This is a genomic window from Flavivirga eckloniae, assembly GCF_002886045.1.
In the GTDB taxonomy this organism is placed as follows: domain Bacteria; phylum Bacteroidota; class Bacteroidia; order Flavobacteriales; family Flavobacteriaceae; genus Flavivirga; species Flavivirga eckloniae.
This window is the reverse complement of record NZ_CP025791.1, coordinates 115,479-137,971: the sequence shown is the minus strand read 5'-3', so window position 1 is coordinate 137,971 and position 22,493 is coordinate 115,479. Positions and strand designations below refer to the sequence as shown.

At 31.9% G+C, this 22,493-nt stretch carries 18 protein-coding genes; 9 read left to right on the top strand and 9 right to left on the bottom strand.

Features of this window, described 5'->3' with window-relative positions; all coding sequences use genetic code 11:
- Position 1: 1 nt before the first annotated feature.
- The 3 genes from C1H87_RS00560 to C1H87_RS00550 form a co-directional block, all read right to left on the bottom strand.
- The gene (locus C1H87_RS00560) at positions 2-1,411 is read right to left on the bottom strand and encodes a bifunctional UDP-3-O-[3-hydroxymyristoyl] N-acetylglucosamine deacetylase/3-hydroxyacyl-ACP dehydratase (RefSeq protein ID WP_102753948.1); all 1,410 of its coding nucleotides are present in this window, start codon (positions 1,409-1,411) and stop codon (positions 2-4) included.
- Positions 1,398-2,423 (bottom strand): UDP-3-O-(3-hydroxymyristoyl)glucosamine N-acyltransferase, encoded by a 1,026-nt coding sequence (lpxD, locus tag C1H87_RS00555; RefSeq protein ID WP_102753947.1) that lies wholly within the window; start codon positions 2,421-2,423, stop codon positions 1,398-1,400. The genes C1H87_RS00560 and lpxD overlap by 14 nt, the downstream gene beginning before the upstream one ends.
- 144 nt (positions 2,424-2,567) lie before the next feature.
- Positions 2,568-3,788: an HD domain-containing protein gene (locus C1H87_RS00550; protein WP_102753946.1), complete on the bottom strand. Its 1,221-nt coding sequence runs from the start codon at positions 3,786-3,788 to the stop codon at positions 2,568-2,570.
- A gap of 109 nt (positions 3,789-3,897) precedes the next feature.
- Here C1H87_RS00550 and porX point away from each other — a divergent pair, with 109 nt between their 5' ends.
- The 3 genes from porX (at position 3,898) to C1H87_RS00535 (ending at position 6,773) form a co-directional block, all read left to right on the top strand.
- Positions 3,898-5,451, top strand: coding sequence for a T9SS response regulator signal transducer PorX (porX, locus tag C1H87_RS00545; protein WP_102753945.1), 1,554 nt, complete (start codon positions 3,898-3,900; stop codon positions 5,449-5,451).
- A 93-nt stretch (positions 5,452-5,544) separates the two neighbouring features.
- Complete coding sequence (gene tsaE / locus C1H87_RS00540; RefSeq protein WP_102753944.1) at positions 5,545-5,961, top strand: tRNA (adenosine(37)-N6)-threonylcarbamoyltransferase complex ATPase subunit type 1 TsaE; 417 nt, start codon at positions 5,545-5,547, stop codon at positions 5,959-5,961.
- Positions 5,962-6,230: 269 nt separating this feature from the next.
- Positions 6,231-6,773, top strand: coding sequence for a hypothetical protein (locus C1H87_RS00535; RefSeq protein ID WP_102753943.1), 543 nt, complete (start codon positions 6,231-6,233; stop codon positions 6,771-6,773).
- On the opposite strand, the gene C1H87_RS00530 is transcribed toward C1H87_RS00535, so the two are convergent.
- Positions 6,770-9,190, bottom strand: coding sequence for a TonB-dependent receptor domain-containing protein (locus C1H87_RS00530; protein WP_102753942.1), 2,421 nt, complete (start codon positions 9,188-9,190; stop codon positions 6,770-6,772). The two genes, C1H87_RS00535 and C1H87_RS00530, sit on opposite strands and share 4 nt — an antisense overlap.
- A 200-nt stretch (positions 9,191-9,390) precedes the next feature.
- Between C1H87_RS00530 and C1H87_RS00525 the strand changes: the two genes are divergently transcribed.
- The 4 genes from C1H87_RS00525 (at position 9,391) to C1H87_RS00510 (ending at position 12,746) form a co-directional block, all read left to right on the top strand.
- Positions 9,391-10,596, top strand: a complete 1,206-nt coding sequence (locus tag C1H87_RS00525; RefSeq protein ID WP_102753941.1) for an alanine dehydrogenase — start codon at positions 9,391-9,393, stop codon at positions 10,594-10,596.
- Between the two features lie 38 nt (positions 10,597-10,634).
- Positions 10,635-10,976 carry a hypothetical protein gene (locus tag C1H87_RS00520; RefSeq protein WP_102753940.1) on the top strand — a complete coding sequence of 114 codons (342 nt, stop codon included), beginning with the start codon at positions 10,635-10,637 and terminating at the stop codon, positions 10,974-10,976.
- Positions 10,977-10,982: 6 nt separating this feature from the next.
- Entirely contained in the window at positions 10,983-11,576 is a 594-nt protein-coding gene (locus C1H87_RS00515) for a sugar transferase (RefSeq protein ID WP_102753939.1), read from the top strand.
- Between the two features lie 99 nt (positions 11,577-11,675).
- Complete coding sequence (locus tag C1H87_RS00510) at positions 11,676-12,746, top strand: polysaccharide biosynthesis protein (protein WP_102753938.1); 1,071 nt, start codon at positions 11,676-11,678, stop codon at positions 12,744-12,746.
- A gap of 1 nt (position 12,747) precedes the next feature.
- Here C1H87_RS00510 and C1H87_RS00505 read toward each other — a convergent pair whose 3' ends face one another.
- Positions 12,748-13,923 carry a proline dehydrogenase family protein gene (locus tag C1H87_RS00505; RefSeq protein ID WP_102758125.1) on the bottom strand — a complete coding sequence of 392 codons (1,176 nt, stop codon included), beginning with the start codon at positions 13,921-13,923 and terminating at the stop codon, positions 12,748-12,750.
- A 134-nt stretch (positions 13,924-14,057) separates the two neighbouring features.
- Between C1H87_RS00505 and aroB the strand changes: the two genes are divergently transcribed.
- The gene (gene aroB, locus C1H87_RS00500; RefSeq protein WP_102753937.1) at positions 14,058-15,125 is read left to right on the top strand and encodes a 3-dehydroquinate synthase; all 1,068 of its coding nucleotides are present in this window, start codon (positions 14,058-14,060) and stop codon (positions 15,123-15,125) included.
- A gap of 40 nt (positions 15,126-15,165) precedes the next feature.
- Positions 15,166-15,915, top strand: a complete 750-nt coding sequence (locus C1H87_RS00495) for a tyrosine-protein phosphatase (RefSeq protein WP_102753936.1) — start codon at positions 15,166-15,168, stop codon at positions 15,913-15,915.
- On the opposite strand, the gene C1H87_RS00490 is transcribed toward C1H87_RS00495, so the two are convergent.
- The 4 genes from C1H87_RS00490 to C1H87_RS00475 are packed head-to-tail and all read right to left on the bottom strand — an operon-like array spanning position 15,912 to position 22,189.
- On the bottom strand, positions 15,912-18,293 hold the full coding sequence (locus C1H87_RS00490; RefSeq protein WP_102753935.1) for a GumC family protein: 2,382 nt from the start codon (positions 18,291-18,293) through the stop codon (positions 15,912-15,914). The two genes, C1H87_RS00495 and C1H87_RS00490, sit on opposite strands and share 4 nt — an antisense overlap.
- 9 nt (positions 18,294-18,302) lie before the next feature.
- Positions 18,303-19,076 (bottom strand): polysaccharide biosynthesis/export family protein, encoded by a 774-nt coding sequence (locus C1H87_RS00485; protein ID WP_102753934.1) that lies wholly within the window; start codon positions 19,074-19,076, stop codon positions 18,303-18,305.
- A 43-nt stretch (positions 19,077-19,119) separates the two neighbouring features.
- On the bottom strand, positions 19,120-21,060 hold the full coding sequence (locus C1H87_RS00480; protein WP_102753933.1) for a polysaccharide biosynthesis protein: 1,941 nt from the start codon (positions 21,058-21,060) through the stop codon (positions 19,120-19,122).
- 4 nt (positions 21,061-21,064) lie between these two features.
- Complete coding sequence (locus tag C1H87_RS00475; RefSeq protein WP_102753932.1) at positions 21,065-22,189, bottom strand: DegT/DnrJ/EryC1/StrS family aminotransferase; 1,125 nt, start codon at positions 22,187-22,189, stop codon at positions 21,065-21,067.
- Positions 22,190-22,493 lie beyond the last annotated feature (304 nt).

Below are 22,493 nucleotides of genomic sequence, written 5' to 3'. Positions count from 1 at the left end.
TTTATTTTTTTACTTTAGAGATTTGAGCCATAAGTTCTGCTTCTGCACATAATTTACCATTCGCATATGCATAACCTTGCATGTGGCATATACCACGGCGTATTGGTGTAATTAACGTACATTTAAATATTAGCGTATCTCCAGGCATTACTTTTTGTTTAAACTTAACATTATCCATTTTCATGAAAAAGGTTAAGTAATTTTCTGGGTCTGGAACGGTGTTAAGTACTAAAATACCACCCGTTTGCGCCATAGCTTCTACAATTAAAACACCAGGCATTACCGGAGCTCCCGGAAAGTGACCTGCAAAAAATTGCTCGTTCATGGTCACATTCTTTATAGCTGTTACATAATTATCTGTAAGCTCATAAACCTTATCTATTAATAAGAATGGTTGTCTATGAGGAAGCATTGCCATAATTTGATTAACATCCATTAAAGGCGGTTGATTCAAATCTATACTTGGTACATTGTTACGACGGTCGTTCTTTATTATTTTAGACAGTTTTTTGGCGAACTGCGTATTTACAAAATGCCCTGGTTTATTCGCGATTATTTTTCCACGAATTCTAGTTCCAATAAGTGCTAAGTCCCCTAAAACATCAAGCAATTTGTGCCGTGCAGCTTCATTAGGATGGTGTAAGGTTAAATTATCTAGAATACCATTTGGTTTAACGGCTATTGAGTCCTTTTTAAACGCAACTCTTAGTTTTTCCATGGTTTCTGGGGATAATGCTTTATCTACATATACTATAGCATTATTTAAATCGCCTCCTTTAATTAAACCATGCTCTAAAAGCATTTCTATTTCATGCAGAAAACTAAATGTACGGGAATTCGAAATATCCTTTTTAAAATCTGAAATTCGATTTAAAGTAGCATTTTGTGTTCCCAAAACTTTAGTACCAAAATCTACCATGGTAGTTATCTGGTATTCTTTAGATGGCATTACTAAAATTTCGCTGCCTGTTTCTTCATCTGTATACGAAACAATATTGGTAATTACGAACTCTTCTCTGCATGCATCAAGTTCTACAATACCAGCTTTCTCAAGGGCATCAACAAAAAACTTAGAAGAACCATCCATAATAGGTGGCTCTGAAGCATTCAATTCAATTATGGCGTTATCAATATCTAGACCTACTAAAGCAGCAAGTACATGTTCTGATGTTTGAATGGTTACACCATTTTTTTCTAAACAGGTACCTCGTTGCGTATTAGTAACATAATTAGCATCAGCTTCAATTACTGGTTCTCCTTCTAAATCAATGCGTTTAAATGCTAATCCTGCATTAGCTATAGCTGGCTTAAAAGTTAGAGTAACATCTTTTCCTGTATGTAAACCAACACCGGTTAAAGAGACACTGTCTTTAATGGTTTTTTGTTTTATTTCGGTATTAACTATTCCCATTTATTTTTTCTAAGTCATTAATATTTTTTACGATTTTAGGCAAGTTTTTAAAGTGCACATAAGACTTGTTATAATCTGTAATTGGTAGTGCCGGAGAACCTTGTAGTACTTCATCATCCTTTACATTTCTTGCAATTCCGGATTGGGCTTGTATTTTAACATTATTACCAATTGTAATATGCCCTGCAATACCTACCTGACCACCTATTAAACAATTATTACCAACTTTAGTAGAACCAGCTACTCCGGTTTGGGCAGCAATAACGGTATTTTCGCCAATTTCTACGTTATGCGCTATTTGAATTTGATTATCAAGTTTAACACCTTTTCTTATTATTGTAGATCCCATTGTGGCTCTATCTATAGTAGTACCTGCACCTACATCAACGTTATCTTCTAAAATAACATTACCTATTTGCGGTATCTTTTTATAGCTACCATTTTCTTGAGGTGCAAAACCAAAACCGTCTGCTCCAATAATAACTCCAGAGTTTATAACACAAGAATCTCCTATAATGGTATCTGAATATATTTTGGCTCCAGAAAAAACAACAGAGTTTTCTCCAATAGTAACATTATCTCCTATATAAGAATTGGCAAAAACCTTAACATTATTGCCTAGTGTAACATTCTCGCCTAAATAGGAAAAGGCTCCAATATAAATGTTGTCGCCATATTTGGCAGATTCTGATATAAATGAAGGTTGCTCTACTCCCGTTTTGTTAAGCTTTACCATATTATAATACTCAAGCAACTTACTAAAAGCTGCATAAGCATCTTCAACCTTAATTAAGGTCGTATCAATTTCGTTTTCGGGAACAAAGCTTTTGTTAACTATAGTCGCCGAAGCTTTTGTAGAATATATGTACTGTGTGTATTTAGGATTGGATAAAAATGTTAAAGAGCCTTGAGTCCCTTCTTCTATTTTAGATAACTTTGAAACTTCTACATCTGGATTCCCTACAATATCACCTTGTAATATTTCTGCTATTTGCTGTGCTGTAAATTTCACACTGAAAAGTTTGTAATTTTTTGTTAGATTGACGCAAAAATAGGAAAAATGTACTAAAGTTTTCCATGATAGGATTCTTATTGTTTTCTTTAGCTAATTCGCGCATTTAATGCCGTTATTTCTTTTTTTTAACACAAAAAATAACTATAGTACTTCCTTAGGGTAACATATGTAATATTTTGTTACTGGTTTAGACAGTGCTTTAAGGTTAAGTTGATCTGACGCCTTAACAATATCCTGAATCTTTCCCGATTTATGTAAAATGTTTATACCCTGATGTTTTAACTGGTATGCCTGGTTGGAAATTTCTCCGGTAAACACAAAATATTTTGCCTCTTCCCTACTTATATTATACTTATCTATTAAACTCTGAATATGCTTTTCTAGGTTTTGCGTTTTAATCTGCTTATTCTTTATTTTGATTTTTAATAAATCTCTATTGATAATCATTTCGCTTAAATTGCTCAGTACAAAATCGTCATGAAATTGCCAGTGCTTCATAGCCGAAATAATATCATAATCATCTAATCGTGCAAAAACATCTAGTGTATCATTATTAAAATTATCGATAGATATTTTATTTTCCATGAAAAACAACAACGCCTTGCTCGCCTCTAATTTCACTCCTTTGCTGTATAATTCTTTTGCTCGCTTTAAAGCTCGAATCAACAATTGTTCTGCTACCAATCCAGTTTTATGCAAATATACTTGCCAATACATAAGTCGTCTGGCCACAATAAATTTCTCTACACTATAAATTCCTTTTTCTTCAACAACCAATTCATCGTCAACAACGTTAAGCATCGTAATTAAACGTTCACTGTTTATGTTTCCTTCTGCTACCCCGGTATAAAAACTATCTCTTTTTAAATAGTCGGCTCGATCCATGTCCAATTGACCAGAAATGAGCTGACACATAAATTTTCTATGGTATTCGCCTTTAAAAATCTGGATGGCAAGCGTTAAACTTCCGTTAAATTCCTTATTTAAAAGTTCCATAAAAAGCAAGGAAATATTTTCGTGAGAGACCTTATTAACGATGCTATGTTCCATGGCATGAGAAAATGGACCATGACCAATATCGTGCAATAAAATAGCAGCGTAAAGCCCCGTTTCTTCTTCTTCTGAAATTGTAACTTCCTTAAAACGAAGTACATTAACCGCTTGTTGCATTAAATGCATACAACCAATGGCATGATGAAATCTTGTGTGATGTGCACCGGGATAAACCAAATAAGACATACCCATTTGAGTAATTCTACGTAACCGCTGAAAATATTTGTGCTGTATTAAATCGAAAATAAGCGAATTTGGAATGGTAATAAATCCGTAAATTGGGTCGTTTAATATTTTAAGTTTGTTCAAACTTGAAAAGTTAATGTTTAATTAGACACAAATATACTTATATGATGTCTATATATTATGACATTGTTAAAAACAATTTATCAAATAAATGCTTATTAAAACCATTTGAATGAATACAATACAAATACTTTGGGTAGATGACGAAATAGATTTACTAAAACCTCATATTTTATTTTTAAAACAACGCAATTATGATGTTACTACATGTATGAGTGGCACGGAAGCCATTGATATTATTGACGACAAAAGTTTTGATATTGTATTTTTAGATGAAAACATGCCCGGACTTACTGGGCTGGAAACATTAAATGAAATAAAGGAAAAACAAGACAATCTTCCGGTGGTTATGATAACCAAAAGTGAGGAAGAATATATTATGGAAGAGGCCATTGGCAATAAAATAGCCGATTACCTTATTAAGCCTGTAAACCCAAACCAAATCCTATTAAGTTTAAAAAAGAATTTAGACCATTCGCGATTGATATCTGAAAAAACAACTTCGAACTACCAGCAAGAATTTAGGAAAATTGCTATGGAATTGTCTATGGTAAATTCTTATGAGGAATGGGTGAATTTGTATCAGAAACTTTTGTACTGGGAAATCCAGCTCGAAGATATCGAAGATGCTGGTATGTTTGAAATTTTAGAATCCCAGAAAAATGAGGCTAATATTCAGTTCGGAAAGTTTATTGAAAAAAATTATGCCAATTGGTTTAACCCTAATACGGAGTCTCCTATAATGTCTCACATGCTTTTTAAGGAAAAAATAGCACCAGAGATCACCAAGGAGCAACCTACTATATTGATTCTTATTGATAATCTGCGTTACGATCAATGGAAAGTTTTCGAGCCTATAATTAACAATTACTATAAAAAGGTAAAAGAAGAAGCTTTCTTTAGTATCCTACCAACTGCTACTCAATATGCACGTAATGCTATTTTTTCAGGATTGATGCCTAGCGATATGGAAAAACTATTTCCAAAATATTGGAAAAATGATACCGATGATGGTGGTAAAAATTTGCATGAAGCAGATTTTTTAGATACACAAATAAAACGATTAGGTTTAACACATTTAAATTATGACTATCATAAAATCACCAATTTAAAAAATGGGAAAAAGTTAGCTGAGAATTTCAAATCGCTTAAAAATAACGACCTCACAGTTATTGTATATAATTTTGTAGACATGCTATCGCATGCCAAAACAGAAATGGAAGTTGTTAAAGAATTAGCATCTAACGATAAAGCTTACAGATCTTTAACACTAAGTTGGTTTAAAAATTCGCCACTTTTAGACATGATACAACAGGCGCAACAATTAGGGTTTAAACTAATTTTAACGACAGACCATGGTACTATTAATGTTAAAAATCCTTCTAAAGTAGTTGGTGACAGAGACACCAGCTTAAACCTTCGTTACAAAACAGGAAGGAGCTTAACTTATGACGATAAAGATGTATTGGTGGTTAAAAACCCAAAAGACGTTCGTCTACCTTCCATAAATATGAGCAGTTCCTATATTTTCGCAAAAAGCGATCTGTTTTTTGCTTACCCAAATAACTATAATCACTATGTGAGTTATTTTAGAAACACCTATCAACATGGTGGTGTTTCGCTTGAGGAAATGATTATCCCTTTTGTAGTATTTAACCCTAAATAATCCATAAAAAGCTCGAAAACACCGATAAAATACATTATTTTTGTTGCTTTTTTAATTTTTAATGTTTATAATTGTCTGTAAAATTTAATCAAATTGGAAATAAGTTACACGCTAAATGAGGTTGAAAATGTTGCAAAACAGCTCATTAAAAATGTAAAAACTAAAACATTATTATTTTATGGCAATATGGGTGTTGGTAAAACAACACTAATAAAAACCATAGTAAAAATTTTAGGTAGCGATGATGAAGTTAGCAGTCCAACCTTTTCTATCGTTAATGAGTATCATCTAAACGATGATAAAATATTCCACTTTGATTTATATCGGATAAACGATTTGGAAGAGGCTTATAATTTTGGAATTGAAGATTATATTGACTCTGAAAATTGGAAATTAATAGAATGGCCTGAAAAAATTGAACCTATTTTATCGGATCATTTTGATAGAATTGATTTAGAATTAGATTCTGAAAATAGAATTTTAAGGCTTAATTTTAAGACAAATAACTAACAAAAATAATTAGCTTATACAAATAAATAACATATAATAACTCCTAAATTTTGAAGTTTTACGGGAAAACCACATAGTAAATTTTAAAAAAACCTGTTTTTAACATTTTTTTAACATTTCCGGAAATCCTTCAAAATAGCCTTTAGTTACATTTGGGTATATTAATTAATAAATCCCTTTAAAAATGAAAACTAAAAAGTACTTAATTGCAATTGCAATTCTCGGAGGAATGTTGTTTATGGCTCAAGCTGCGGACAGATACAACTTAGATGGACAAGAAACAGCAACAGTTCCAAAAAACAAAATCAAAAGACCTACACACGGGTAGTAAAAAATTAGTTACTGGTAGTATTGTTGCTACCTTGATAGCTATAACACCTTATTTATTTTATTTACATGAAAGTGTTCCAAATACAAAAGTTTGGGACACTTTTTTATTTACATATAATAGTGGTTATTTTGAAAGTGCCAGCATCGCTATGTGGATTTTGATAGGGAAATTAATTCCTTTATTGCTATTGTTTATTTGGTTTTTTACATGTAGGCATTGGTGGTACCATACATTATTAGTTCCTATTGTTATGTATATATTTCAAATATTTACTACCCTAAGACAAGACGTACAAAATGTAGATGATTCTCAATTAATATACTTAATCCCTGTAATGGTAATTATAATACCATCTATATATTTAATAAGAGCACAAATTTTTAACAAGATAAATGAAGCTACAAAATCTTTGCAGGAATTGGAAGACGAATTTAAAATATCTCCAAAAAACTTTTGGGAGAAAATAAAACAGTATTTTTAATTTAGCCGCTCCCTTTCGCTAAATTCTATATCTTTTTGATTGTTTTGTAATCTGTAATTACCAAATTTATAACTAAACCCTAAAGTAAACATTCTATTTTCCATCCAAGAATTCAGAAATACGTCTTGATTTAAATATTTGGTTGTTTGTGTAAAATTTTGTGTGTTGAAAATATCCGTAGCACCTAAGCTTAATGATGCTCTATTATTCCAAAATATTTTCTTCACATCAATATCCAACCCATATCTTGTACTCACAATAGAAGGCCCATCTACTATTGGCGATATATATGTAAATGATATATCTGCGGTTAAACTTTTATCCTTTAAAAAAGAAAAGTAATTAGTGATTTGTCCATAAACAGACCATTTATTGTTAGTTTCAATTTCATTACCACTTTCTAAAGCAAAAAATTGGTTGTCATAATGAAACAATGACAACAATACATATAAATTCCAATGATTCGACAGCTTGGTATATGTTGTAAAATCTAACCCATAAGAAATACTCCTATCAATGTTTGTATTAACGTATTTTAGTATATTGTCATCATTATCCTGAAATACAATTACCAATGTCGGAGCGTCTTCATAATGATAGTAAGCTTCAAATGTATACTTATTATTTAGCGTATAACTAAGAGTGAATACATTATCTATCTGCGGCTGTAAATTAGGATCTCCAGTTATGTATGTATTATCATTTAAAAAGTATTTGAAAGGGTTAAGCTCATTATACCTAGGTCTATAGATACGCTTATTGTAATTAAAATATAGTTGATTATTGTCGTTAAATTTATAAAGTAAATAAAAAGATGGAAAAAGCTTCAAATAATCATTTTTATTTATTTGATTTGTTAACAAAGAATGCCCCTTAATATCTGTATACTCTGCTCTTATTCCCGATTTTAAACTCCAGTTTTCCCAATCTTTAGAATAACTCATATAAGTAGCATAATTAGTTTCATCATATAAAAAAGTATCAGAATTTAGCAAATCATCTATTCTTTCTCCATTTATAAAACTAAACTGATTTAAAAGACTCTCGGAGTTAATATTAGACACCTTAGCTCCTGCCTCGAATTGAACCGAATCGCTTGTTAGTAATTCATAATCTATCTGTCCAGTATACAATTTTATAATCTGGCTTGAAAATGTTTGAAACCTGTTGCTTCTTATAAACGTATTGTCGGGAAAGCGATAATCGGTATCCACATTTTGGAAATTTGAAGCATCATAATTGGTATGATGCATACTAAAAGTGAGCTTCTCTCCTTCTTTTTTAAACCTATGGGTGTAATCTAGTGTAAAAGCAAAATTAAAGGTTTCATCAACTTTGCGATTTAACGTAAAAAAGGTAGAATCTAATACATTATTAGTTCCAAAAACCTCAGTTAAAGAATTAACATTAGTTTTAGTATTATTCCTAGGCTTTAAGAGTATACTTGTAGAAAACTCTAAACTGTTATCTTCATCAATATCATAATTGATATTACCATTTATATTTTGATTAACTGTCTCTCTTCCCCTTTTAAAGTCAGTTTCCCAACTTGAAGTAATTTGATTGTTGTCATCTATAAAATTTATAGATTCATTATTATGCCTAAAATCTTTTCTAGGACTTATACTATAGTTTACATAAGTACTAAGCTTTTTTGTTTTAAAAAAATGACTGGTACCTAGTGAGTATTTTGGGTACTCTTTCCCTTGTTTATAATTTCCAAAAACACTTCCATGGTACCCAGCAATAATATTTTTACTAGTTATTATATTAAGTACTGCTCCTCCTTCAGCTTCATACTTTGCTGGAGGATTTGTAATAACTTCAACCGATTTCACATTAGTGGCAGAAGTACCCTCCAAAAGTTGCTGGATTTCACTTGAAGACAAATGTACTTTTCTATCATTTATGTATACTGTAGGGGTTGATTGCTTTACCGTTATAGTACCATCATGCACCAAAACCCCTGGCGTGTGCTTTAAAACATCCAGCACATTATTATTAGATAAAGTGGAATTTTCTACATTAAACACCAAACGGTCTACCGTTCGCTTAATAGTAGGTCTGTTTGCAACTACTGTAACCCCATCAAGAGCTTCTAAATTTTCCTTAAGCGTGATGGTTTTAAAATTAATATTCCTGTCGAGCTCTACCCTAGTCATAAAAGCTTTAAATCCAAGAAAACTAATTTTTAAAACATAATCACCTGGCTTTAGGTTTTCTATTATAAAATAACCATTTTCATCTGTAGACGTTCCATTTACCGTTTTGGAAACTCCAAGACCTGTAACTATTACGTTAGCATACGCAATTGGATTATTATTATCATCCTTAGCGGATCCATTAATTCTGTATTCTTGAGAAAAAGAAGTTATAGAGAATAACAAGATTAAATGATAGGATAAATGTTTAATCATAAAAATGGTTATAGTGCAAACATATAAATAATTAATTTAAAATATTTTAAGGAATAATTGTATTTTTTGTGACATTTTTTCCTACAAAACGAAATAACCAATGATTATATGGTTATTTTTACGGTTGAAAAATATTTTTAGTTTGTGTTAACAATAAAAAAATTATTTGTAATTTGATTTTTTAAATAATTGAACTAACCATGTCAAAATCGCTCTCGCCTTTTACTAAACAACAACTTTTACCACAAGAAGAAACTCTTGAAATACTTAAACGTAAGGGGGAGCTGTTTATTGGGATTCCAAAAGAGACCGCCTTTCAAGAAAAACGAGTATGTTTAACACCGGATGCTGTATTTGCCCTTGTAAGTAACGGTCATAGAGTATTATTGGAATCGGGTGCCGGGAATGGCGCTAGCTTTAGTGATAAAGACTATAGTGAAGCCGGTGCAGAAATCACAAAGGACACTGCTAAAGTGTATGCATGTCCTATGATTCTTAAAGTTGAGCCCCCAAGTATAGAGCAAATCAAACTTATTAATCCGCAAACCATATTAATATCTGCACTGCAGATAAAAACCCAGTCTAAAAAATATTTTGAAGCACTAGCCGCAAAACGAATAACTGCATTAGCATTTGAATTTATTCGCGATGCAGATGGTACTTACCCAGCTGTGAGATCGTTAAGCGAAATTGCAGGGACAGCTTCTGTACTAATAGCCGCCGAATTATTGTCTGATACCAAAGATGGCAACGGTAATGGACTCATGTTTGGAAACATTAGTGGCGTACCGCCTATTGAGGTGGTTATATTAGGCGCCGGGACAGTTGGCGAATTTGCAGCAAGAAGTTCTATTGGACTTGGTGCGAATATTAAAGTATTCGATAATTCCATTACAAAACTAAGACGCATACAGACCAATCTGGGCAGACCGTTTTTTACATCTACAATTACTCCAAAAAGTTTAACAAAAGCCTTAAAACGCTGTAACGTTGTTATTGGGGCGGTACGAGGAAAAAATAGAGCTCCGGTAATTGTTTCAGAAGACATGGTACGATCCATGAAAAAAGGCGCAATTGTTATTGATGTAAGCATAGATATGGGTGGATGTATAGAAACCAGCGAAGTAACTACACACAAAAGACCAACGTTTATTAAACATAACGTTATACATTATTGTGTTCCTAATATTTTAGCCAGATATTCACGTACGGCATCTGTTTCTTTAAGTAACTTCTTCACACCTTATTTATTAAAAATTGCTGAAGAAGGCGGTATAGAAAATTCTTTAAGATTTGATAAAGGTTTAAAAAATGGGTTGTATTTTTACCACGGAATTTTAACTAGTAAATCTGTAGGTGATTGGTTCGATCTGGATTTTAGCGATGTTAATCTGCTTATCTTTTAATTGAATACAATTCCGATTTATTTCACTAAACACATTAAATGAAACTGATACAGCGTATTGGCTATTATCTGGGAGGTTTTTCAATCGGATTAATAATTTTAGCTTTCTTTTTAAACGGTAAAAAAACATCCTGCAGCTACGGCCCTGATGCAAGGGTTTTAAAAAATATTAGATCGAAAAAAATTGTGTATAACAATTTAGATTCTACAGCTATAAACTATCTTTTAAAGAAAGGAAGCATTAATTTTTCTGAAAGCAAAGCAAGACAAGAACCATGTGGTGTATACAATATTGAAGGAAGTTTTGAAAAGAAGGACATCGTTTTGATTGTTGAAAACTGTGATAGCATTGCCACTATAACCCATTTAAAAATAGAATAGATAGCAATGCTTAAACGTAGTTTCGATGTTATTTTTTCTATAATAGGATTAACCCTTTTATCCCCTATTCTATTATTAATAGCTGTTTTAATTAAATTAGATTCTAAAGGGCCTGTTTTTTTTGTTCAAGGTCGTGTTGGTAAGGACAATATCGACTTTAATATTTTTAAGTTTCGCACAATGCGTGTGCAATCGCAAAAAAAAGGATTGCTTACCTTAGGAAATAACGATTCCAGGGTTACCAAAATCGGTTATTTTTTAAGACGTTATAAAATTGATGAATTTCCTCAACTAATAAACATCCTAAAAGGAGACATGAGTTTTGTAGGGCCAAGACCCGAACTAAGACATTATGTGAATTTTTACAGTAATGACGACATGAAAATTTTTGTTGTTAGACCGGGTATTACAGGACTAGCGTCATTAAAATACAGAAATGAGGTAGAACTACTAAAGGCCGCAGAAGACCCAGAGGACTTCTTCATCAATACCATTATTCCTGATAAATTAAAATTCAATAAAGAGTATATTAAGAAGCGTAATTTCTTTTTTGACTTAAAGCTTATTTGTATTACCGTAGTTAAAGTTATCACCAAGTAGTTTTATGCGCAACTCTGTTTGGCTTAAAGTATTATTATGCTTACTTTGCATGTATCATTCACCCCAATGCAAGACATTTAAGCCAACCTATAGTCTAAAATGAATACGTCTACTTCTAACCATATAGACCAATTATTAATTAATTCCGGGTTATTTCCCATTAAAAAAACACATCACGAAGAATTAAATAATTTTGATTTTTCCAATGATGTAATTTTAATTACTGGAGCTGCTGGTTCTATAGGAAGTGAACTTTCAAAACAATTATTGGCCTGTCGCTATAAAAGACTTATTTTGGTAGATGTTGCAGAATCTCCTTTATATGATCTTATAAAGGATTTAGAGTTTGAAAACACAGAAAATGTTGATTTTCTCCTTTTAAATATTATCGAAGAACCTACACTAAGACACCTTTTTGAAACTTACAAGCCTACACTTATCTTTCATTCTGCCGCATACAAACATGTACCATTAATGGAAGCAAACCCATATGAAGCTGTTAAGCTTAATATTTTTGGTACAAAACTGCTAGCAGACTTATCTACAGAACATGATGTGAAGAAATTTATATTCATTTCAACAGATAAGGCCGTAAACCCCGTAAGTGTTATGGGAATGTCCAAACGCATTGCTGAAAATTATCTCGACCATATATCCTCGGGATCAAAAACGCAGTTCACTATAACCAGATTTGGTAATATACTTGGTTCTAACGGATCTGTTTTACCGCTTTTTAAAAAGCAGATAGAGTCTGGTATGCCGATTACCATTACAAACAAAGCTATTTCCCGTTATTTTATTAATAAGAATAAAGCCTGTACTTTAATCCTTGAAATAGCAACGTTTAATAAAGATGAAAGCAACACCTATACTTTCAATATGGGTGACCCCATTAAAATAATTGATTTAGCCAAAAGAGTTATAGTCCTTTATAATGCTGTTAATAAAAGCATTGATATAAAAATTACTGGGCTTCGTCCGGGAGAGAAACTTCATGAGGACATTGTTTCGAAACACGAAACCTTAATCTCTACTAAAAATGAAAGTATACTTTTGGTTAAACCAAATAACAACCTTGAAACTAGTAAAATTAACTTTTCCGAATTAGCTGCTATTACACCCAATATGCCTAACCCGGAAGTTAAATCTATTTTAAAGAAATATGTTTAAATTACAATTTCTTTCTGCGTTTCTTTTCTTTCGTTATAAGCATTAGCTCCCTACTCGTTTGCCCAGCAACAGAAGTGTTTTCCTCTGCCCTTCTAATTAAATAAGGCATAACATCATTTACAGGCCCGAAAGGCATATATTTAGCAACATTATAACCATTCTTTGCCAAATTAAAACTAATATGATCACTCATACCATACAATTGACCAAACCAAATACGCTCATCATTATTTTGCAAACCTTTGTTAGCCATTAACTCGATTAACAAATACGAGCTTTCTTCATTATGGGTTCCTGCAAAAAGAGATATACGGTCCAAATTGTCTATAACATATCTTAATCCCTGATCAAAGTTTTCGTCTGTAGCAGCTTTACTTACGCAAATCGGGGAAACATATCCTTGTTCTTCAGCTCTTTCATTTTCCTTTTCCATATAAGCGCCCCGAACCAATTTATAACCAAGAAAATAGTTACCCGCTTCTGCTTTTTTATGTTCCTTTTTTAAAAAGGCCAGCCTATCGTGCCTATACATTTGCAACGTATTAAATACAATAGGTTTTTCAGTATTATACTTTTGCATCATTTTAGTTACTAATGCATCAGCGGCATCTTGCATCCAGCTTTCTTCAGAATCGATTAATATAGCAATGTCATTATCTTTCGCCTTTTTACAAACTATATCGAATCTATTTTCAATATTATCCCATTCTTTCTGTTCGCTTTCGGTTAAAGTTTTACCACTGCCAACTTTTTCATATAACGCTAATCTACCAAAGCCAGTAGGTTTAAAAACCGCTATTGGAATAGCGTCTTTATCCTTAGCAAAGTCAATAATATTAAGAATGGTACCCATTGCGGAATCAAACTCTTTATCACTTTCTTTTCCTTCAACAGAATAATCCAACACCGAGCTTACACCATTTGAAAACATTTTATCAATTACCGGTAGGCAATCTGCTTCATTAACACCACCACAAAAATGATCAAATACTGTAGAACGGATTAAACCTTCAATAGGCAATCTTGCTTTAATAGCAAAGTTAGTAGCTGCTGTACCTATCCTAACTAAAGGTTCGATAGAAATCATTTTAAATAAAAAATAAGCGCGCTCTAATTCAGAATCATTCTTTAACGAGAATGCAACTTCTGTGTTATCGAATATTTGTCTTGTACTCATATAAAAAATTTGAGCAAATATAACCATATATGTAATTTCGTTTATGTAAAATACTATCATTTTATGTATAAAATACTATCATTTTATGTAAAATCTCCTTAATTTCACCAACTTTTAAGACACACATTTTTTTTATGGATTCTATTACCACAAATGAATGCACAATTCATTTTAACGATGCATGCTATACCCCTCTAAATAAACATATTAAAGAGCGTAACTTCTCTAAAATATTTATTTTGGTTGATGAAAATACGCATCAACATTGTTTGCCTTATTTCTTGGAAAAGCTTGAAACAGATATTGTTATCGAGATTATTGAAATTGAATCTGGAGAAATTAATAAAACTATAGATACTTGCGTTGGAATCTGGAATACACTTTCGGAGCAGGATGCCGATAGAAAAAGCTTACTTATAAATATAGGTGGCGGTGTTATTACCGATATGGGTGGCTTTACTGCTTGTACCTTTAAAAGAGGGATTGCCTATATTAATGTTCCTACTACCTTGCTCTCGATGGTTGATGCCTCTGTTGGCGGAAAAACCGGAGTAGATTTAGGGCATTTAAAAAACCAAATAGGTGTTATTAGCGATCCCGATCTGGTTTTAATCGATACTACATATCTTAATACGTTAGCGCAAAATCAAATGCGTTCTGGTTTGGCTGAAATGCTAAAGCACGGATTAATTAGCGATGTTGCTTATTGGAACAAGTTTAAGGATTTATCCAAATTAACTTTAAACGATTTAGATATTTTAATCTATGAATCTGTTTTGATTAAAAAGAATGTGGTTGAAAATGACCCATACGAAGATAATCTGCGTAAAACTTTAAACTTTGGTCATACGCTTGGTCACGCTATAGAATCTTATTTTTTAAGCAATCCTGATAAAACAACCTTGTTGCATGGAGAGGCCATTATTGTAGGTATGGTTTTAGCCTGTTACATTTCTACTGAGTTAGCAGGGTTCCCTAAGCAAACAACAATAGACATCAAGGATTTATTCATTAATTATTACGGAAAGGTTACGATTAACAAAGAAGAGTACGCTCCAATAATTGAATTGCTTAAATACGATAAAAAGAACAATCACGGTAACATCAATTTTGTACTATTAGAATCGATTGGTAACCCTGTAATTGACCGTCTGGTTGATGATCAAATAATTATTGATGCTTTTCAGTTTTATGACAACTAAAATTGAGTACCTAACTTAAAGTAAATACTATAACACTATAATGCTCCGTTTTTTTTCTAAAAAATTATTCCTAAAAGATTTATTAGAAGATTTCGTAGATATCCATAATCACATTCTTCCAGGTATTGATGATGGTGCAACGAATATTGAAGATTCTTTGCGTTTAATAGAAGGAATGAAAGGGCTAGGTATAAAACAATTTATCCCTACGCCACATGTCATGCAAGATACTTATCCCAATACAGATGACTCTATCGGAGATGCATATCAGAGACTATTGGGGGCTTTAGATTCAAAACTTCTTAATAGCATTACATTAAATCCAGCTGCCGAATATATGCTTGATAGTAATTTTGAAAGCTTATTAGAAAGTAGAAACTTATTTACCTTAAAAAGAGATTATGTACTTATTGAAATGTCGTACTATCAAGCACCGATAAATTTAGAAAGTATCATTTTTAAAATTAAAACGAAGGGCTACCTGCCTGTTTTAGCACACCCAGAACGTTATTCATTCTATCACAACAACCTAAACTATTATAAAAGACTTAAGCAACTGGGCTGTTTTTTTCAACTTAATATGCTTTCACTAAGTGCTTATTATGGTAAACCTGTTGAAAAAACGGCTAATTATTTAATCGATAAACAATTAGTCGATTTTATTGGTTCCGATATTCATCATGAAAGACATGTAGATAAGATTTCCAATCTTATATTGAGTAATAAAAAAGTAAATGAGAATATTGGCAAGATAATCAAAAATACCAACCGGACATTTTCGGTTATTTAAGACCTTCTTCTAAACAAACCTTTCTTTTTTGGTGCTCCGTAGTAACCATATTTGGCTCCATAACCAAAATTAGACTGCTTTACATCATTAACTACAAGCATCATACCGTTAAGTTTCTTTTCTGCATGTAGTTCTTTAGCAAAATTCAATATACGTTTTTCGGTATATTCCGCTCTGGTTAAATAAATGGTATGACCTGCGTATTCGCTTATTAATAACGTATCGGTAACAAGCATAGCTGGTGCTGTATCTACGATAACATAATCATACTGTTGAGAAACAGAATCGAATAAATCCTTTACTCTATCGTTCATCAATAATTCAGCAGGATTTGGCGGTACTTTTCCTGAAAGTAAAATATCAACATTTATTCCATTAATATCGTATGGATTAATAGTTTCACCAACTATTATAGACTTATCAACTAAAAATTCTGTAAGTCCTATTTTTTCAATATCCTTACCTTTTTTGTTATTAATTGCAGAATAAATTTGAGGGTTTCTAATATCTGCACCCAGAAGTAAAACTCGTTTATTAGTATTGGCCAATGTAAGCGCCATGTTTAAACTAAAAAAGGATTTTCCTTCTCCATTTATAGTCGAAGTTACAAAAACTACATTATCATAATTTCCAGCTTCCCTACCTCGTTTTACATAGTCGAAGTTTGTTCTTATTATTCTAAACGATTCAGATAAAATAGACCTGTCGTTACGTTCTATTAAAGCTTTATCGCTACCTTTTACTCTAGGAATTTCACCTAAAACAGTTAGGTTTTTAATCTCTTTTTCTAAATCTTCTTTATTATGAATTTTAGTATCTAATAAATCCTTTACATATATAACCGAAAAAGGAAGCATTAGTCCAAAGAACAATGCTATAATATAGGTACCTTCTTTGTTAGGCGATACAGGCCCACCTTTACTATTATAAGCTTCATCAATTATTTTTGCACTTGGAGAGGTAGCAGTTAAAGATATCGTTGCTTCTTCCCTTTTTTGTAATAAGTATAGATATAAGGATTCTTTTATACCTTGTTTTCTTTCAATAGATCGTAATCTACGTTCTTGTCCTGGTACAGAAAATATTTTAGAGTTAATTCTTTTCGATTGACTTTCTAAGCTACCTAATTGAATTCTAACAGATTTACTTGAATTAGAAATACTTTGTTGAAGATTATCTCTTACACTTTTTATTGTTTGATCCAGTTCTAAAACAATAGGGTTTTGTTCACCAGCACTTTTTAAAAGTGTTCTTCTTCTTTCAAGCAACTCATTATACCTTCCCGAAAGTTGTGTAATAGCAGCATCTCCTAAACCTAAATTAGATGGTATAGCTTGATATTGGGAAGTATCGTCGCCCAATGCATCTTCCATAAAGCTTAATTGGTTTAATTGCATTCTTGTAGCATCTAATTGTTGCTCATTTAATGCACTAGAACTAATAAACTGACCGGTTTCTGAAGCCACGTCGGTTATTTTATTCCCAGTTTTAAACTTTACAATACTATCATCTACATTAACCAGATCTGAAGCTATTAGCTCAACACGTTTATCAATAAAGTTAGCTGTGTTTTTTGATATTTCATTTTTCTTCTGAATGGTAGACGTATTATATTCATCGATCAACGTGTTTACTATATCCTTAGCTTTTTGTATAACCGGATCGGTTAAGCTAACTTCAATAACTTTCGATGATTTAGCTGTAGGCATAATAGAAACTCTATACTTTAGAGATTCTGCCAAATATTCCATCGGCGTTATTTTTACCCTAATATTGCTTCCAATATAGCTTTCTATGTTTTTATTCTTAGGTGTAATTATCATACCTCCAAAAAACGTAGGTACTGTTGTTCCAAACGTATATTTAGTAGGAACATCTTCTTCATTAATTCTAAAATTAAAATTTGTAGAAGAAAGAACTTCAACATAAAAATTAAAGTTTGTTTTATTAATTACAGAATCAGATTCAATAAAGTTAATAGTTAACGGAGAATTCTTATAAAGCTCAGACTCATTAACACGTCCTTTTATATAATAGCTAACATTTAAGCCTAATCTTTTAATAATATTTCTTAAAAAACTTCTGGATTTAACCACCTGAATTTCATCCTCAACCATGGCATCTTCTTTCTCGGAAAAAATAGACAAATCCTTTAATGCACTTGCAGAAGAAGCATCTTTATCATCCAAGAGCATAATTTTAGCAACAGCTAAATACTGAGGTGTTGAATACCTTAAATGCGCATAGGCTAAACATAAAAAAAATATACAGCTTAATACAAACCATTTCCATTGCTTAAAATATATAGAAAGTGTTTTCTTAAGATTAAATTTCTCAGAAGTATTATCAGATAGGTTATTATTGTCGACTAATGCCATAGTATAGTTCTAATTTCTAGTAATGAATATAAGAGCTGTAGTTATAAGAAAAGATGTAATTGTAATTAAATTACCAATTCTTGCATCACCGGAAGCACCACTTATTGCCGAGTTGTTAGGCTCTACATAAACATAATCATTTTGAGTTAAATAATAAACAGGTGAATTAAAAACTTCTTTATTAGTTAAATCGATTCTTGTATATGTTTTTGTGCCATTAAAATCCCTAACTACCAATATGTTATCTCTACGACCTTTTATGGTTAAGTCTCCAGCCAAACCAAGTGCTTCTAAAATAGAAACGCGTTCTCCCGAAACAGGATAAACGCCTGGCCTATTAACTTCTCCTGCTACTGTAACTCTAAAATTAAGAACGCGGAAAATAACCACAGGATCTTTTAATAGTTGCCCATCTGCAAATTTTTTCTTAAACAGGTTTTTAGCCTCTTCAACAGTAAGCCCCAACAACTTTACTTTACCTAAAACAGGATAATCTATATTACCATCAACATCTATTAAGTAGTCTATCAGTTCGCCTTGCCCTCCAGTATTTCTAACTAAATTATATGGCTGCGTTACGGTTTGATCTAAAGTAGAAACATAAACACTTACAATATCGCCAACTTTTAGCTTAGCTTTAAAAGTATCGGTATCTACAATCGTTTCAAAGCTTTTAGCGTTTTGAAAGTAAACGATATCTTTTTTTGATGCACAAGAAGTTAGAAACGTACTAATTACCAATATTGCAATTAATAGTTTACTTTTTATAAGTGATATGTTCATTCTTAATATTTTATTTGGGGAAATTATAGATTACAATAGTGCATTACAGGTTACCGTAATTTTTATCAGCTCTATTTGCAGTTATCCCTTTGGCTTTTTTGTAAATCTGAACTCTCTTATCAAATCTTTCGTAATCTGAATTGTTAGATTTGTATTCTGGTATTAATCGTTTCATTTTCATAACAATATTGTTATTTTGGAAACGATTTGTAATACATAGTTCTTCGATTTCTGCTTTGATTTTTTCGTAATCTAATTCCCTGGTTTTACTAATTAATATCTTTTTGTGGTATGTAGATAATGTGTTTTCACCATTAGCTAATAACTCCTCATATAATTTTTCACCAGGTCTTAATCCTGTAATTGTAATATCTATATCGTCTGGGAATCTAAGTCCTGAAAGCTTTATCATGTTCTTAGCTAAGTCGTATATCTTAACAGACTCACCCATATCGAATATAAAGATTTCACCACCTTTACCCATTGTTCCAGCCTCTAACACCAACTGAGATGCCTCAGGGATTGTCATGAAATATCTGGTAATATCTTTGTGAGTTAAAGTAAGTGGCCCACCTTTTTCAATTTGTCTTTTAAATAATGGAATAACAGATCCGTTAGATCCTAATACGTTACCAAATCGCGTTGTAATAAACTTGGTTTTGCTCTCTTTTTGCAAACAGCTAATGTACATTTCTGCCATTCTCTTAGTAGCTCCCATAACACTTGTTGGGTTTACAGCTTTGTCTGTAGAAACAAAAACAAACTTCTTCACGTTATAACGCGATGCTGTATCTGCTAAAAGTTTAGTACCATTAACATTAATCTTAATAGCTTCGTATGGCGATTTTTCCATTAAAGGTACATGTTTATATGCAGCAGCATGGAAAACCATAGTTGGTTTATGGCTTTGAAAGATATTATCTATTCTTAAACCATCACGAATATCTGCTACAATAGCAACAAAATTATGTTTACCTCTTTGCTTTAATTCCTGTTGCACATCGTAAAGCGCAGATTCAGCCTGATCTACTAAGATCAATTTTTTAACGGCAAAATTAGAAAGTTGTTTAACCAGCTCACTTCCAATAGATCCTGCTGCACCAGTAACAATAACAGTTTCGCCAGTAAATTCGTTTATTAAATTAGGATTGTTTATTTGAATAGGAGGTCTTCCTAATAAATCTTCTATTTGCACTTGTTTTATTTGCTTAACATTTAGTTCGCCATTAATCCAATTTTCGATAGGTGGAACTTTAGTGATTTTCATGTTTAAGTTCACGAAATCGATTAAATTTTCCTTTTCTATGTTTTTTGAAGCAATGATTAATTCATCTATTTGATTTGATTCAATGAAAGCATTATTGATTCTATCTTTGGAAATAATAGAAATACCGTTTATTGATTTTCCTTTCTTTTTCGAGTTATCATCAACAAATCCAACAACCTGGAATTTTGTACTCACATTGCTAATTAAAGCATTGTAAGTTACTATGCCTGAGTCGCCAGTACCATAGATTAAAACATTTTTTGACGAAATAAATTTACATTTTAAATACTTATAAGTCATTTTGAAAAGTAATCTGCTCGCACTAAGTGCAACAAAACTTAACAAGGCATGCATAACTATAATAGACATTGGTATAGTAAACTCAGGAAGGATCCCTAAAGTTCTGTTAACCGATACCGCAGTTATACAAACTAATGACATAACAGCAATTGCTTTAAATAAGTTTACAACATCAGTAAACCCTGTATGTCTAATAACACTTTTAAAAGAACCTATTAATAAAAAGCTAAAAGAAGCCACAGCTGCCAAAAATGGCACCTGAATCAAAAATTGCTTTAAGTCAAAATTCAATGTAAAATTAAACCTAATAAAATAGGCCAGAAAAAAGGTTGATAAAACAATAGCCATATCAATACCAAAAACAAGCCACTTCGACGCATGCTTTTGAGAAATGTAAGAAAAGTAATTATTTATCATAAGATTAGAGAGTTTTTGTAATTAAGTTAATTATTCTATTTAAGTCATCTTGACTTAAATCCGAGCCACTTGGTAAACAAAGCCCTTTATCAAAGAGGTCTTCCGAAATACCATTTGTAAAATTCAAGCAATCTTTATAAACAGGTTGCACATGCATGGGTTTCCATAGGGGTCTGGACTCTACATCATCTTCGAGCAAAGCATGTCTTATTGCTTCTCGGGTTTCATAGGAGTCTGTTTTAATACATGTAATCCATCTGTTTGAGAAAAATCCTTCTGGTTCTTCTAAAAAGCTGATTGAATCAATATTAGATAAGTTTGTTTTATAAAAATTATAGTTTTCTCTTCTGGCTTTAACGCGATCATCCAAAACCTCCATTTGTCCGCGACCAATACCCGCTAAAACATTACTCATTCTGTAATTAAAACCTACAGTTGAGTGCTCGTAATGAGGTGCTTTATCTCTAGCTTGGGTTGATAAGAAAACAGCTTTGTTTTTCAACTCCAAGTCATTAGTTATTAAAGCGCCTCCACCAGAAGTGGTAATTATTTTATTTCCGTTGAAAGATAAAATGGCAATATCTGAAAGCGTACCACATGTTTTACCAAAATAGGTGCTTCCCAAAGCCTCTGCACTATCTTCAATTACTGGGATTTCGTATTTCTCGGCAATAGCATTAATTTCATTTGCCTTATAAGGCATACCATATAAGTGAACTGCTATAATAGCCTTTGGTTTTTTATACTTTTCAATTCTATCCTTAATAGCTACCTCAAGTAATTCTGGAGACATATTCCATGTATCAGATTCGCTATCAATAAATACAGGTGTAGCTCCTTGATACATAATAGGATTAGCCGAAGCAGAGAACGTAAAGCTCTGGCACATTACTTCGTCGCCTTTTGAAACATTAAGTAATTGTAATGCTAAGTGAATTGCAGCAGTTCCAGAACTTAATGCTGCTACATATTTATTGTTCCCTAAGTACTGTCTTAGATCTTCTTCAAAACCATCTACGTTTGGTCCAAGTGGGGAGATCCAATTCGTTCTAAAAGCCTCATCAACAAACTTTTGTTCTGAGCCTCCCATGTGAGGGGACGATAAATATATTTTTGTTTTAGTCAACATTAAAATTCAAAAAAATTATTAAACTTAACTTTTAGGACATAGGATATCTAGCATAGCATAATTACTACGTTATTAAAAACTAAATATTTTTCCTGATGATCCCCTCGTCGTACACATTACAACAAAATTAATTTTAAATTATTAGCTCGATTTTGAATTATCATTAAATGGATTTAAAAAAATATAATCTAAAATTTTTCAATTTAAACTATATGAGAGATTTTGTGTCTTTAAATATTCATTTAATTTTAATCAAATCAATAACGCTATTAATCAATTCAATTTTGTTTTTAACGGTGTAAAT